12 protein-coding genes are annotated in these 14,828 nt (G+C 46.9%); 2 read left to right on the top strand and 10 right to left on the bottom strand.

Annotation, left to right across the window (positions count from 1 at the left end):
• The first annotated feature begins 210 nt into the window (after positions 1-210).
• Both AADH33_RS08530 and AADH33_RS08525 read left to right on the top strand, forming a co-directional pair.
• Positions 211-951, top strand: coding sequence for a gamma-glutamyl-gamma-aminobutyrate hydrolase family protein (locus AADH33_RS08530; protein ID WP_348548624.1), 741 nt, complete (start codon positions 211-213; stop codon positions 949-951).
• Positions 926-1,717 (top strand): cupin domain-containing protein, encoded by a 792-nt coding sequence (locus tag AADH33_RS08525; protein ID WP_348548623.1) that lies wholly within the window; start codon positions 926-928, stop codon positions 1,715-1,717. The genes AADH33_RS08530 and AADH33_RS08525 overlap by 26 nt, the downstream gene beginning before the upstream one ends.
• Before the next feature lie 13 nt (positions 1,718-1,730).
• Here the strand turns inward: AADH33_RS08525 and AADH33_RS08520 are convergent, their stop codons facing one another.
• The 10 genes from AADH33_RS08520 to carA form a co-directional block, all read right to left on the bottom strand.
• Positions 1,731-3,191 carry a glycosyltransferase gene (locus tag AADH33_RS08520; RefSeq protein WP_348548622.1) on the bottom strand — a complete coding sequence of 487 codons (1,461 nt, stop codon included), beginning with the start codon at positions 3,189-3,191 and terminating at the stop codon, positions 1,731-1,733.
• 39 nt (positions 3,192-3,230) lie between these two features.
• On the bottom strand, positions 3,231-4,103 hold the full coding sequence (locus AADH33_RS08515; protein ID WP_348548621.1) for a TIGR03915 family putative DNA repair protein: 873 nt from the start codon (positions 4,101-4,103) through the stop codon (positions 3,231-3,233).
• Between the two features lie 43 nt (positions 4,104-4,146).
• The gene (locus AADH33_RS08510; RefSeq protein ID WP_201586649.1) at positions 4,147-5,415 is read right to left on the bottom strand and encodes a putative DNA modification/repair radical SAM protein; all 1,269 of its coding nucleotides are present in this window, start codon (positions 5,413-5,415) and stop codon (positions 4,147-4,149) included.
• 190 nt (positions 5,416-5,605) lie between these two features.
• Entirely contained in the window at positions 5,606-6,034 is a 429-nt protein-coding gene (locus AADH33_RS08505; RefSeq protein WP_348548620.1) for a hypothetical protein, read from the bottom strand.
• A 50-nt stretch (positions 6,035-6,084) separates the two neighbouring features.
• Positions 6,085-6,471 (bottom strand): hypothetical protein, encoded by a 387-nt coding sequence (locus AADH33_RS08500; protein ID WP_348548619.1) that lies wholly within the window; start codon positions 6,469-6,471, stop codon positions 6,085-6,087.
• 159 nt (positions 6,472-6,630) lie between these two features.
• A complete protein-coding gene (locus AADH33_RS08495; protein WP_348548618.1) occupies positions 6,631-7,197 on the bottom strand; it encodes a hypothetical protein in 567 nt (188 codons plus the stop codon).
• 224 nt (positions 7,198-7,421) lie between these two features.
• The gene (locus tag AADH33_RS08490) at positions 7,422-8,303 is read right to left on the bottom strand and encodes a hypothetical protein (protein WP_348548617.1); all 882 of its coding nucleotides are present in this window, start codon (positions 8,301-8,303) and stop codon (positions 7,422-7,424) included.
• Between the two features lie 614 nt (positions 8,304-8,917).
• Positions 8,918-9,397, bottom strand: a complete 480-nt coding sequence (greA, locus tag AADH33_RS08485; protein ID WP_100749251.1) for a transcription elongation factor GreA — start codon at positions 9,395-9,397, stop codon at positions 8,918-8,920.
• Positions 9,398-9,807: 410 nt separating this feature from the next.
• On the bottom strand, positions 9,808-13,071 hold the full coding sequence (gene carB / locus AADH33_RS08480; RefSeq protein ID WP_348548616.1) for a carbamoyl-phosphate synthase large subunit: 3,264 nt from the start codon (positions 13,069-13,071) through the stop codon (positions 9,808-9,810).
• Positions 13,072-13,238: 167 nt separating this feature from the next.
• Positions 13,239-14,471: a glutamine-hydrolyzing carbamoyl-phosphate synthase small subunit gene (gene carA / locus AADH33_RS08475; RefSeq protein ID WP_348548615.1), complete on the bottom strand. Its 1,233-nt coding sequence runs from the start codon at positions 14,469-14,471 to the stop codon at positions 13,239-13,241.
• Between the last annotated feature and the right edge of the window lie 357 nt (positions 14,472-14,828).

Raw genomic sequence — 14,828 nt, 5'->3', positions numbered from 1 at the left:
AATATATGTATGAAAACTATAGTTGTCAATTTTTATTTAAAATTATCATAAAATTGCTAATTCTGATGGTTTTTATATCAATACTCTTTATATTGAGTTTTATAGTTTACATTTTATGAGAAGTTGTGTTAGATTTTAGCTAAACAAAGGATTGCATCAGGCAAGAGAGCGTATCTGCCTAGATAAAGCGACGGACAAAGGAACGCAATTATGAAAAACGCCAAACCGATAATCGCTATCGTGTCATGCTACAAAGTGATCGACGGCCAGCCCTCACAAGCGGTATATCAAAAATACATCGATGCGGTAAACTTCTACGGCGGCAACCCCATTTTGCTGCCCAATACCGCAGCGGACAGCAGCAACTTTGAGGCGTTATTGGCTATGGTCGATGGGATCTTATTGACGGGCAGTTATAGCAATGTGGCGCCGACGCGGTACGGAGCGACGCACCGCGAAGCCAAGCAAGATCTTGGGCGCGATGAGCTGAGTTTTAAGCTGCTCGCCTACGCCGACAAGACAAACACGCCGCTGCTGGCAGTGTGCCGTGGCCTGCAAGAGATGAATGTTCATTTTAAAGGCACACTTCACCCTGATTGGCGCGAGGTAGAAGGGTTTTATGAGCCGCACCTAGAAGACAGCAGTCAGCCGCTCGAAGTGCAGTATCAGCCCGTCCATGACGTCATCATTGAGCCTGCAGGTAGGCTGGCGGCATTTGGCAAAAAATGGCATGTGAACTCCTTGCACAAACAAGCCATCAATAAAGTCGGCGAGCGCTTGTTGGTAGAGGCGCTGGCACCTGATGGCCTAGTCGAGGCGATAAGCTTATCTGAGCATCCATTTATGATTGGTGTGCAGTGGCATCCTGAGTTAAACTATGAAAAAGACAACTTGTCCAAGTTTCTATTCACGGAATTTATTCACTATGCCAGCAAACAATGCACTGAATAACGAAGAAGATCATAGAGATACCAACACCCCCGATGCCAGCTGTGACGCCAGTACCGATACCGACAATGAGGCGAATAACGATGCCGCTGCCAGTAAAGGAATCGATAATGAAGGTGATGATAAGGGGGCCGATGACGACAGTATTTGCAGCGATGATGACGCAGGAAACGAAAGTCTGCCGAGCGCCGCGCAAGCCGAGACAGAGGCATCTGCTGAAGAAGATATCGGCAAAAAAATCAACCAATTACGCTTGGCCAAAGGCTACTCACAGCGCAAGCTGGCCAAGCTGTCAGGGCTGACCAATACCTCTATCAGCTCTATCGAGCGCAACAAAGTTAGCCCAGCGGTCAATACGCTAAAGGCGATTTTGACTGTGCTTGGCTCTGATCTGACCACGTTTTTTAGTGATGAGTGGAAAGAGCCAAAAGCCCGTGTGGTGGTCACACCAAAAGACTTGCTAGAGCTGAGTGAGGCGGGTAGTCGGGTGTCGCTAAAACAAGTGTATAACTGCAGTACCACAAAAAACTTGGGGTTTTTGATTGAGACTTATCAGCCCAATAGCTCGACAGAAGAAAAAATCGCCCACGAGGGCGAGGAGATCGGCACGGTTATTGAAGGCAAGATTTTGATCCGTGTCGAAGAGACCACCTATCTGCTCAATCAAGGCGACAGCTATGTGATCGATACGATGAAGCCGCATACTTTTATTAACCCAAGCGACAGTATCACCCGTATCGTGAGTGCGCACACGCCGACGACTTACTAAGTCAGCGCTGCTGTCATGGTGGGTTGTTGTTTGATGCTGTGTCGTCTGCTGCCTTAGCGCTTGAAGCGTCTGAACGTAAAGTGTCTGAATCTAAAGTGGTCGGCTCTGGTTGTGACTGTGACGGTGTTTCTGGTTTCAGCTTGGGTTTTTCTTTACTCAGCTTAATTTTTGTATGGTTATCGATTGGGTCGATTTTTACATAAGTAGACTCAGGAATGGATTTTGCTACTCGCTTAAGGCTTTTATTGATTCGTTTGACCGCTGCGTCTTCCTGTGCCGCTTGCTCCTCAGCCAGCGCTGCGTCATAGAGTGATTGATAAACCTCAAGAGTCGCCTCAATCATCTCACGCATGGTAAATTTGGTGGTCATCTCAGGGCGCGTGACACTCTCTAGCTGATTGCGAACCGCTTTACAAAGCGCCTTGGCATTGTACTTTTTGACCAGCCCTTGCGGATATAACGGCTGTAGTATCTCACTGAATGCCGCTTGATCCCAGCCAATGACGGGGGTGCCTAGGTGAATCGCTTGTAGGGCGTTGATACCAATGGACTCAGGCTCATTGGCGAGCGCCATGACGATATTGGCCGCTGATAGCCACTCGCGCATGTCATTGCGCTTGCTACCCACGTAGGTGATGCGCTCGGCCAGCCCAAGTGTATTGGTACGCTGCCGAAAGTCCTCGTGTGCCACGTCACCATCTCTATAATCATCGTCCATGATAATGACATGAATATTGGGGAACTGCTCCTGCAAATTGCCCAAAATATCAATCAGCCACTCTTGACCATATTCATTGCCAATGATGGTGGGAAACACCAGCCATTTTTTGTGCTCAAGCTCAGGATACTCTGCAAAGGTGTGCCGTAGCCAATAGACAGACGGATTGTGCCGATAAGGGTAACGGCGGGTGTCGACGCCGCGGTAAATACGTTTGATGACCTTGGGTCCTGCGTCTTCTCGGCGCAGGCCTTTTTTTAGGTAGTTGGTGACACTATCGGAGACAGTAATGATGATGTCGACATCGAGCAGCGCTTGGGAGTATTTATTGATCGGATAAAAGCCGTACATGGTCGACACCAGCTTGGGCATGCGCTTTAGGCGCGCGCGGCGCAAGGCCAGATGTAGTATCCATGCAGGCGTACGCGAATGCAAATGTATCACATCGGGGTCGTATTTTTCGATCAGACGGCGTAGGGCGTTGACGCGCAGCAACGACAGCCACGATTTTTTATTCATGTGCAGCTGATGATAATGGTTGCCATCACGCTTGAGACGTTTGACCAGATCGTTTTCTTCATCGGCGCTTGAGACGATGATAGAGGTGTGACCATTTTTGACCAAGGCGCGGCCAAGATGAAAAATACCGCGCTCGGATTCATCATGCTTTAAAGACGATAATAAGCGCATCACTTTCATAGCAGCGAGGGTCACCAAATCAAATATGAAGTTGCTATTGTCAGTTAAAAGTGGCAAAAACTCAACCACGAAGATAAAGGATGGGACCGAAAAACATTAGCGCCGCTTTTGGATATGCTCGGCATTGGGTGGTATTTGTTTTTCGCTCAAGTATTTCCAGTAGCGCTGCGGTAAGTATTGCCGATGCAGGCGTGGGTTTTTGCGCTCAGTTATATTGACGTTGGTAAAGTAGCCTTGCCAAAACTGCTGATAGCGCCGCTCATCTGCGCTATGAATGCTGGCAGGGCAGCGCAGGACGGCATCATCTAGATCAGTGATGGTCTGCAAGGCGGCAGGGCGCGTGGCTGTACTGTTGCTTTTGTCATAATAAATGCCGTAGCCGCGCGTTATATCATAAATCGCCCAATACTGGTCTTGATAGCGCTGCCGAAAATGCTCACCTATGAGTGGCAACACATTAAAGTCCGGCTCTACGCGGGCGAAGTAAATATCATCGGTGGTGTGCTCAAAGCGCACAAAGGCTTCCATGCGGTGTTTTTCACGGCCGACAGATTTGACCGTTTGCACCAGCTCGAGCACATGCAAATTGCCGACATCCTGCATGATATGGCGACTAGGGTAGTCAATAGCATATTTGACTACTTGAAATAAAGTGGTACCAATGTCGTTTTTTTCTGATAAAAACCCCCAAAGCAAGTTGCGCATACCTGAGCGGCCGAGCAGCTGGTTTAGCTTGACTAGCACGCGCTCAGCATGTTCTGCATTAGGCACAACGCTGGTTGCTTGAGCAATCAATGAGGGTACATAACAGTCTTGGGCAATTAATTGTAATGCTTCATCGTTATGTAATTTATTAGCATAAACATAGAAGACAGCACTTAACCAGCCTTCAAAACTTGGCTCATAAAGCACAATACTGGGTGTCAATTGACCAACAGGGTACGCGGTGTTTGGGGCCAGCTCCAGCATATATTACTCCTTTTTAAAATAGTGGCAATTAGAAATATGCCGACTAAAACAGTGCTAATTGCCCACTACGCTGATCCTTATATTTGGTCTGTGTCTGCGCCAGCACATATTGGCGGAAGTTCTCACGGGTCAGATGGGCGAGATGCTCGTTTTTACCAGTGGTGGCAATGAAGTATTTGGCACGATTGACCGCCGCGCCCATTTTTTTGAGATGGTAAAGGGTCAACTGATTAAACTTACGCGCTGTCACAATCTTTTTGGCGGTTTTGGTGCCGATACCTGGGATGCGTACAATCATCTCGTAGCTTGCCGTTTGAATATTGACAGGAAAATGCTCACGGTGACGGATAGCCCAAGCGAGTTTTGGGTCACAGTCTAAATCGAGAAATGGCGACTCAGGCTCTACGATTTCATGCGCGCCAAAACCATAAAAGCGCATTAGCCAATCCGCTTGATAAAGGCGGTTTTCGCGCACCATAGGCACCGGCGTGCCTATCGCTGGCAGGCGATTGTCAGAGAGCATCGGCACGTACCCTGAGTAGTAGACGCGTTTGAGATCATAAGTCTGATAAAAATGACTCGATAGCTGAATTACTTGTAAGTCGGTCTCATTACTAGCCCCAACTATCATTTGACTGGTTTGACCCGCTGGAGTGAACTTTGGTGCTTTTTTGTGCGTTTTACGGCTCTCACGAATCGTGACGATCTCTTCTTTTACCGTCTGCATCGGCGCTTTTAGCTCGTCGTGAGATTTTTCTGGAGCGAGCAACGCCAGCCCTGATTTGGTAGGAATCTCGATATTGACGCTCAAGCGATCGGCATACAGCCCCGCTTCTAACAATAGCTCTTTTGACGCGCCAGGGATGGTTTTTAGATGAATGTAGCCGTTAAAGCGCTCACGAGTACGCAGTATCTTGGCGACCTCGACCAGTCGCTCCATGGTGTAGTCGCCATTTTTAAAGATACCTGAGCTGAGAAACAGCCCCTCAATATAGTTACGGCGATAAAACTGCATGGTCAAATCCACCACTTCTTCCACTGTAAAGGCGGCGCGCGGAGTGTCATTGCTTTTACGTGACGTGCAGTACGCGCAGTCATAGATGCAGTGATTGGTCAGCAGAATTTTGAGCAAGCTAACGCAGCGCCCGTCTTCGGTATAGCTGTGGCAAATGCCTGTCTTTGAGGCATCACCCAGACCGCCGCCTTGGTTTTTGCGCGTACCAGCGGAGGAGGAACAAGAGACATCGTATTTAGCGGCGTCCGCTAGGATATTAAGCTTGCCTTGTAGTCGTTCATAATTGATGGTTGCCATAATCGTATCCTATCGCGTCAGTGGTCATTATTGTTCGCGTTTTTATGACCCCTATTTTAACAAAATTAGGATAAGTGATTGTAAAATAAGAAAAATTGGCAAAAATAAAACGACATCTGATGTCGTATTGGTTTGGTGCAGCGAATGTGTTTGACGCCTAATTCAGCATAAGATTGATAGCTAGAAATTATTACACACAGCGGTAGGAAGCAGGGTATTCACGCGTTTTCATACTAATAAAATTATACCCACTCATATAATTGCGTTTGTCTTTATCAATGCCTTGGGTGTCTAAGAAGTCTTCAAATAGAGAATGGTTTTTTAGTAGTAGCATGTCATCCGTACAGACATCAATGTAAAAGTAAACCAGTCCGTCATTAGTTCGCCATTGGTTATACGTCATCGTGCCATAGGCTACCGAGCCTTGTATATACCATGAGTCTAAACCGTTCAGATAGCCGATTTTGTCGTTTCGAAAATACAGTGTATGTCCACCAAATAGACCACCGCCAAACGCATTGCGCGCTTTTAAATCACCAAGTATTTGTGTGGGATACCAATAGTAAGTGATGGTCGCGCCTGTGAGCACTAATGCAAGAACAATAAAAAATTTCTTCATAAGAGTAATGAACGGTTTGATGTAACTTGCTTTAAGTTTCAGCTTTATGATTAATTATTAATATCAATAACTTGGCTATACAACGGCGGTAGTGGTTCTGATATCTGCCAGCTCATATATTGTTCAAAATCTTTTGCCATCATATGTAGAACTTGCCATTCTGGACTATAGACAAAGTCATTGTCATACCAAGCGTCGGCTAAATCTTCTCTTACAAAAAGTGAGTTCATATAGTGATGTAGAGGTTTGAAGTGTTCAAGTTGATCGGCTTTTAAAACAGGTATTATATCCGATAAATCTTCATCCACTATCATTTCATAGTGATCTGTTATCTCATTAGGAATGTAACTATCTGGCGGTAACAATGTGTGCAGCAGTGCAGGTTCTAATGCTAAAGCATTGATAAGCCATTTTAACTGAGATAAGTAATAATTCATATGTTTCCTATTTATAAATCATCGTATCCTATCGCGTCAGTGGTCATTATTGTTCGCGTTTTTATGACCTCTATTTTAACAAAATTAGGATAAGTGATTGTATTTATAGGTGAAATTAAGGAAATATACGACAACAGTTGTCGTGGTATTTAAAAGCTTTTACTTAGAGGAGCAGGGGTTAGGCAATGTTTGAATCACTTCATCTGAGAAATTTTCTTTGACAATAAGACGTCCTTTTTGGTCAAACTCAACACGATATTTGGGATAAGCGGCAAACGCAAATGCATCAGAGTCATCGGTCAAAGGCAACAAACTTTCTTTATTAGAAAAGAAACGACGCGCAACCCATTGTTTTTTGTCATTATCGTATTCGATAGTACATCGACTGTTTGCATGACGATCAAAGTATAGACCAAAGTCTTGCTCCTTACTGTCACGACCAAATAGCATATTTGCACCGCACGAAGTACCGCAGCCAACATAGACGTGATAAGTCTCAGTGTCAATTTTATTAATAGAAATATGATTCCAACCGTAAGCACCAATTTCATCCATTAAGACGGTTTCTTTGGTTTGACCATTTGCTAATGTTTCGCTTTTAAGAATATATCCATCGTCGCAATATTCAGCGTCATTTTGAGTTATATAAGAAGTACAAATTTTTGATATATAAAAGCTATTGTCAAATTCTGGTTCAGTGGATTTCGCCCAAGAAGTGGAACTCAAAATACAACCGTAAATTATGAAGATCAATGAACAAAAGGAAGTAGCTCTATACATGCAAATAATAACCAGATATTTGTTTTTAATTAGCAGCACTATAGCAAAATTATGATTATAAAACTGTATTTTTAGCAAACAAAAAAGCTTTGTCCGTTATTTTAAAACGTACAAAGCCTTCCTCTAGTACACTATGATTGATTTAATAATATGGCATTAAATCCTCAAAACTACTGCACTTTCGCACGAATCACAACCGTTTGTGGCGCGTCCGTGGTCATGTTTGCCAAGTCCCAGCGCAGTCCAGAATAGTTCTCCTGAATCACGGTGACATTGCCCACCTGCTGGATGGTCTGATAGCCATTGCCTGTAGTAGCAAGTGTCGGTAGTGGGCTATTTAAAGAGACCAGTTGAACATTGCTTGGTAGGGCAACGGTTGCATTGACATTGGTAATTGGCTGCGCGCTGGTATTGAGATAGGTGGTGTGATATTCAATCACATCGCCTGGGGCGATATGGTTGGCAGGTACGGCTATTTCACGGCCGTCACTGTTTTTTAATATCTTCATAACCTTGGTCTGTGCATTGACAATGCCAGGCGTGCTAAAAGTGGGCGTCAGTTGCAAGGTATCTACAGAGGTGGATACGATTTGCGTCGTTGCGCGTGGTTGGGTCGTTACTGGTGGGTTCGTCACGACGGTGGTCGTAGGAGCGGTGATGACATCGACGCGGCTGGTTTTTTGGGTCAGCTGCTCGGTGACAGGTACGCTGGTGACCGTGGTGCGGCCTTGGGTCACGACCGGATCGTTGCCACTTTGGTGCACCGTATAGCGTGGCACTGTGGTTACTTGCGTGACTGCATAGGGCATACCGTCTTTCATCGTAATGCCATTGGGCGTTGCTGTAATGGTAGCTGTTTTGCCATCAGCGTACTGCTCAACGACGGTCGTGCTACTGCCAGCAGATGAATTAATGGTCACTTCAGGCGCAGCATGTACTAAGTTGGCCGCAAGCAATGCGCCGGTAAAAAAAAGAGCAACCGCCATCGCTACAGATGCTTTTTGGGAGAGGGTTTTGTGGGTAGTAACCACAGGTATCGATGTCAAGCTCATAAAAGACTCCTTAAAAAATAACAGTCAATATCACCAATCATAAAGCGGCAAAAGATAACGGCCTAAACAAAACCCCCGCTAAATGACACGGTAACGCATGCCAAATAGCGGGGGTATCGAGTATTGATGACAGTCAATTATAACCACGCTTATAACTGCGCTGCTTGACTATCAAGCCGTCATTATTTTGAATAATGGTGCATCAATGAGCCACTTTATTGGGAATTTGCACGCAAACTTGTCATGATTATGCGGCAAAACAAATTGAGTATAAAAGTGGCATTGTGTAACTGCTATAAAAAAGGTGTCTATAATATCTGCTATTTATTAGGGTGTGTTGAACATTCAACCATGGCACTGACAGAGACTATTTTTTAGACGATTCGAAGGTAAAAATAGTAAGCTTAGTCACTCTAAGCGTCTATTTTTACCAATGAAGCGGCAAAAAAGAGTCCTGTCCCTACGGCTGATGCTAAAATTGCGCCATACTGCGTTGCAAACCTAGCTAAGGCATCTGCATTATCGTCGCTTTGTGCCTTGTCTGGAAAAATTTTAGCGATCAGCAGTGCCTATTTGTGAATGTTCAACACGCCCTAAGCAGATAAAAACGGGCGCTATTGGTCATAGATGACTTTCATGATTTCGTACTCCACCACACCTTTTGGCGTTTCGATACGTACTTCATCACCTTCAAACTTGCCAATCAGACCGCGAGCGATGGGTGAGTTGACAGAGATTTTGCCTGCTTTAAAATCCGCCTCATCGTCACCGACGATTTTGTATTGTTTTTCTTCTTCGGTATCCATGTTTTCGATGACCACGCTTACACCGAATACCACTCGGCCATCGTTTGGCAAGGTCGACGGGTCAATGACCTGTGCAGCGCCGAGCTTGGCTTCGATATCGCGAATACGCGCTTCACAAAAACCTTGCTGCTCGCGTGCGGCATGGTATTCAGCGTTTTCTTTTAGATCACCGTGCTCGCGGGCTTCGGCGATGGCGGCAGTGATACGAGGGCGATCGACACTTTTTAGCTGTTTTAGTTCGGCTTCTAGCGCCGCGTGTCCTTGGGGAGTCATGGGGTAACGTTGCATGTTTTTTCCTTAAACCAATAACACCACACCACCTCAGATGAGATGGTGTCTATGTTGTTGCAATGGGTTTGATATATTAAAGAGTTATATTGTATCAAGCATAAAGATACGATGGGCGGTGGCAAACGCGGCGCTGGCTACGACGGGTAGTCCTTGCTCATGTCTGACTGGCTCTGCTGATCTTTATACACAATACGAAAAGGCTAAACAGATCATGAGTCGGCGCATTTACCAACAGGAAAATGCGCGCATGATCTTACATAATAAAAAGCATAGTCGCAGTTTAGCCACTATGCTTTTTGGGTCTATCTTGGTAAACGTCTTCTCAAGCATTATTGTCGTATCAAAACGCTTGGCACGTTTTGTCGCTGCGTTTTATTTGCTTGACGATAATGCTTAATCTACTGAAATTATTGGGCCGCGTCAACCACCTTTGCTTGCTCGTGCAAATCTTGTAGCTTATAGACATCAAATGGCAAGTCGATGGCATAGGATTTACAGACAGCATCCGCTGCACCTAAGGTTGTGACATAAAACACTTTATTTTGTAGCGCGCTGCGGCGGATAGAGAACGAATCCTCTTGCGCTTGTTTGCCTTCAGTAGTATTGATAATAAGGTCAATTTTGCCATTTTTCAAGGCATCAACGATATGCGGACGGCCTTCGGTGACTTTGTTGATCTGAGTGCTGGCAATACCGGCTTCGCTGAGCACCTTTTGCGTGCCCGTCGTTGAGACGATATTAAAGCCAAAATCAGCAAGCTGACGCGCGATAGGGGCGATTTGTGCCTTGTCGCTATCACGAACCGAGATAAAGGCCGTTTTGGTTTCGCCTTCAACAGGAAGGCCTGGCAGGCGCTCGTTACTACCGATAATGGCCTTATAAAACGCTTCGCCAAAGGTTTTACCAACGCCCATGACCTCACCAGTCGATTTCATCTCAGGGCTCAAGATAGGATCAACCCCTGGGAACTTGGCAAACGGGAAGACCGCTTCTTTTACTGCGTAAAACGAAGGAACAATCTCGGTCGTAAAGCCTTGATCTTTTAATGAAGTACCAGCCATACAGCGCGCTGCCACTTGCGCCAATGAGGTGCCGATACATTTGGAGACAAACGGCACGGTACGAGCGGCACGTGGGTTCACTTCTAGAATGTAAACCGTTTCACCTTTTACCGCGAATTGGACGTTCATTAGGCCGACCACGCCAAGCTCTTTTGCCATCGCTACCGTCTGCGCACGCATGGTATCGCAAAGCTCATCCGATAATGAGTAAGGCGGTAATGAACATGCAGAGTCGCCAGAGTGGACGCCTGCTTGTTCGATATGCTGCATGATACCGCCGATCACGACGTCATTACCATCGCAGACACAGTCGACATCGACTTCGATGGCATCATCTAAAAAGCGATCTAGTAACACAGGCGCTTCGTTTGATGCTTGTACAGCGGTACGCAAGTAGTGTCTTAGCTCGTCTTCGTTATAGACGATTTCCATCGCACGGCCACCCAAGACGTATGAGGGGCGAACAACTAACGGATAGCCGACGTCTTTGGCTTTCACCAAGCCGTCTTCTAGGCTGGTCGCTAGCGCGTTTGATGGCTGCACTAGGTTTAGCTGCTGAATCATGTGCTGGAAGCGCTCCCGGTCTTCAGCGCGGTCGATGGCATCAGGGCTGGTACCGATGATTTTTACGCCAGCAGATTCTAATGCGCGCGCCAGCTTCAATGGCGTCTGTCCGCCAAACTGCACGATGACGCCGTCTGGGTTTTCGATACGGACGATCTCGAGCACATCTTCTAGCGTGATTGGCTCAAAGTAGAGGCGGTCTGAGGTGTCATAATCGGTCGATACGGTTTCTGGGTTACAGTTAACCATGATGGTTTCATAGCCATCTTCGCGCATGGCGAGGGCTGCGTGTACACAGCAATAGTCAAACTCAATCCCTTGACCGATACGGTTAGGACCACCGCCGATCACCATGATTTTCTTGTTATCGGTTGGGTTGGCCTCGCATTCGCTGTCATAGGTTGAGTACATGTAGGCGGTGCTGGTGGCAAACTCTGCCGCACAGGTATCGACGCGCTTGTAGACTGGATAAACGGCCAAATCCCAGCGTTTTTTGCGTAATTGCTTTTGTGATATGCCGAGCAGCTTGGCCAAACGCAGGTCTGATAAGCCTTTACGCTTAAAGCTACGCATGTTTTTGGCGTTCAAGCCGCCAAAGCCTAAGGTTTTTACTTCGGCTTCGGTTTTGACGATGTCTTCGATCTGTACCAAAAACCATGGGTCAATTTTGGTGTAGTTAAAGACGTCATCGACACTCATACCGACGCGGAAGGCATCAGCCAGATAGTAAATACGCTCAGGCGTTGGGATGGTTAGATGGTTGATAATCTCAGAACGCGCTTTATCAGCTGGTACTTTTGCCAAATCGATTTGCTCATCAAAGCCGTCTGAGCCTGTTTCCATGCCGCGCAGGGCTTTTTGCATCGACTCTTGGAAGTTACGGCCGATTGCCATGACTTCACCGACTGACTTCATTTGCGTCGAGAGGATATTGTCTGCTTGTGGGAATTTTTCAAAGTTAAAACGCGGGATTTTGGTGACGACATAGTCAAGCGCCGGCTCAAAGCTAGCTGGCGTTTTGCCGCCTGTGATGTCATTTTGTAATTCGTCTAGGGTATAACCAACGGCTAACTTTGCAGCGATTTTGGCAATCGGAAAACCCGTGGCTTTTGAGGCAAGGGCAGACGAGCGTGATACGCGTGGGTTCATCTCGATGACGACCATACGGCCCGTGTCTGGGTTGATACCGAACTGCACGTTTGAGCCGCCAGTTTCGACGCCAATCTCACGCAGTACCGCAAGCGAGGCGTTACGCATGATTTGGTATTCTTTATCGGTCAAGGTTTGCGCTGGCGCGACAGTGATAGAGTCACCCGTGTGTACGCCCATGGGGTCAAAGTTTTCGATGGCACAGATGATGATGCAGTTGTCGTTTTTGTCACGCACCACTTCCATCTCATACTCTTTCCAGCCGATGAGTGATTCATCGATAAGCAGCTGATGGTTGGGTGATAAATCAAAACCGCGCTCGCAGATTTCGATAAACTCATCGCGGTTGTAGGCGATACCGCCGCCTGAGCCGCCCATGGTAAATGAGGGGCGGATGATGCATGGGTAGCCCATTTTTTCTTGGGTAGCAAAGGCTTCTTCCATGGTTTCAGCGGTTTCGGCGCGTGGGCACTCAAGGCCGATACGCTTCATAGCTTGGTCAAACAGCTCACGATCCTCTGCCATCTCAATTGCGTCTTTGGTCGCGCCAATCAGCTCACAGTTATATTTGGTGAGTATGCCGTGCTTGTCCAAATCCAGCGCGCAGTTCAGCGCCGTTTGGCCGCCCATCGTCGGCAAGATAGCATCAGGGCGCTCTTTGGCGATGATTTGCTCGACTGTCTGCCAAGTAATTGGCTCGATATAGGTGGCATCTGCCATTACAGGGTCGGTCATGATGGTCGCAGGGTTTGAGTTGACCAAGATGACGCGGTAGCCTTCCTCGCGTAGCGCTTTACACGCCTGCGCGCCTGAGTAGTCAAACTCACACGCTTGGCCGATGACGATAGGGCCTGCGCCAATGATAAGAATGCTTTTTATGTCGGTACGTTTTGGCATAGTTAGGGCTACCTTCGTTTGGGTGATATTTTGAGTAATCTATAATGTAACGATATTGTCAGTTCAGCTTATCGTGTTTGATATGGTGTCGCTTGAACCACCCTCGGTGCTTCAAGCGTTATATTTATTATTTATGGGTCAATATCCATTATTTAATCTTTGGCCGCTTAAGATTTAGCAGCTGCCATCATCTCAGCGAACTTATCAAACAGTGGCGCAGCATCATGCGGGCCAGGGCTGGCCTCTGGGTGACCTTGGAAGCTAAATACTGGCTTGTCGGTCAGCTCAATACCTTGGTTGGTACCATCAAATAGTGAACGGTGAGTCGACTTGACGTTGTCAGGTAGCGTGTCTTCATCGACAGCAAAACCATGGTTTTGACTGGTAATCATCACCGTCCCTGTGGCCAAATCTTGTACAGGATGGTTGGCACCGTGATGTCCAGTTTTCATCTTGATGGTGCTAGCGCCGCTGGCCAGACCAATCAACTGATGGCCTAGGCAGATACCGAAGGTCGGAATATCTGTCTCGGTGATGATGTGACGTACCGCGTCGATAGCATAGTCACAGGCGGCAGGGTCGCCGGGGCCATTGGATAAAAAGATACCGTCTGGGTTCATCGCCAGTACGTCTGCGATAGGCGTTTGTGCTGGAACCACCGTCACATGACAGCCGCGGTCGACCAGCATACGTAGGATGTTGGTTTTGCTACCGAAGTCATAAGCGACGACGTTGTATTTAGAGTCGATGTGAGTGCCAAGCTGCTTAAAAAAGCCGCCTGTACCGCTATCATGGCTACCAGGTGCGTCACGGTTTAGCAGTGTGTCGGACAAATCCCACGTCCCCGCTGTCCATTCGAAGTTTTCTTTAGTGCAGCACTCTTTTGCCAAGTCCATGCCTTTGATGCCGGCAAACTCTTGTGCCAGTTTAATGGCTTGTTGCTCGTCATCGCGGCTGATAGTCTCACCATTAGAGGCGGTCATGATACAGCCGTTTTGTGCACCTGTATCACGCAGTAGACGGGTCAGCTGGCGTGTATCGATCTCAGCGATGGCGACGGTGTCATGGGTTTGGAGATAGTCACTGAGCGACTGAGAATTACGGAAGTTGGAGGTTGCCATGGTGGCATCGCGGATGATAAGACCGTCGGCCCAGACTTGGTGGCCGTTGCCAGATTCGGTGTCTTCGCTGTTGGTACCAGTATTACCGATATGCGGGTAGGTAAGGGTGACCAGCTGGCGCGCGTAGCTTGGGTCAGTTAGGATTTCTTGATACCCTGTCATGGCTGTATTAAACACCACCTCACCGACACGATGACCAAGGCTACCGATACTGACACCGCGAAAGATCGTACCGTCTGCTAGTGCCAAAATTGCTTGTATTTCTGCCGATGAATTCAAGGTTTGCCTCCGCTATTATTTGTGAGTTCTGTGACGATGCTTGTGGTTGGCTGTCGGTGTAAATCCTTTATTTTCAAAGCCTTGGAGATAATAAATCTCAAGAAAAATATAGGCTGTACACAAAAATTGCCCACAAAAAAGCGAGAAGACATTATCGATGGAAACTACAAAACTCACTAGGTAGTGAATAGGTAACTTGCATCATGTCCGCTCGCTTAGGCACAGATTTTGCGCATTATATACAATATAGACGCAGATAGCCAGCTGATTTTTTAACACAGTACAAGCGCTGTGCCAAGTTATCAGGATTAAGTTGGCAAGATGGCGAGCGGCTACGATGAATAGCGCTGGATTTCT

Origin of the sequence: Psychrobacter sp. KFRI-CH2-11 (assembly GCF_038239325.1) — a bacterium.
Lineage (GTDB): Bacteria > Pseudomonadota > Gammaproteobacteria > Pseudomonadales > Moraxellaceae > Psychrobacter > Psychrobacter celer.
Note: the sequence above shows the minus strand (reverse complement) of the source record. Positions and strands in the feature narration are given on the sequence as shown.

Bases quoted from the DNA above. Each gene is read 5' to 3' on its own strand.
- AADH33_RS08530 (WP_348548624.1), top strand. From the start codon at position 211: ATGAAAAACGCCAAACCGATAATCGCTATCGTGTCATGCTACAAAGTG.
- AADH33_RS08525 (WP_348548623.1), top strand. From the start codon at position 926: ATGCCAGCAAACAATGCACTGAATAACGAAGAAGATCATAGAGATACC.
- AADH33_RS08515 (WP_348548621.1), bottom strand. From the start codon at position 4,103: ATGCTGGAGCTGGCCCCAAACACCGCGTACCCTGTTGGTCAATTGACA.
- AADH33_RS08510 (WP_201586649.1), bottom strand. From the start codon at position 5,415: ATGGCAACCATCAATTATGAACGACTACAAGGCAAGCTTAATATCCTA.
- AADH33_RS08505 (WP_348548620.1), bottom strand. From the start codon at position 6,034: ATGAAGAAATTTTTTATTGTTCTTGCATTAGTGCTCACAGGCGCGACC.
- AADH33_RS08500 (WP_348548619.1), bottom strand. From the start codon at position 6,471: ATGAATTATTACTTATCTCAGTTAAAATGGCTTATCAATGCTTTAGCA.
- AADH33_RS08490 (WP_348548617.1), bottom strand. From the start codon at position 8,303: ATGAGCTTGACATCGATACCTGTGGTTACTACCCACAAAACCCTCTCC.
- greA (WP_100749251.1), bottom strand. From the start codon at position 9,397: ATGCAACGTTACCCCATGACTCCCCAAGGACACGCGGCGCTAGAAGCC.
- carB (WP_348548616.1), bottom strand. From the start codon at position 13,071: ATGCCAAAACGTACCGACATAAAAAGCATTCTTATCATTGGCGCAGGC.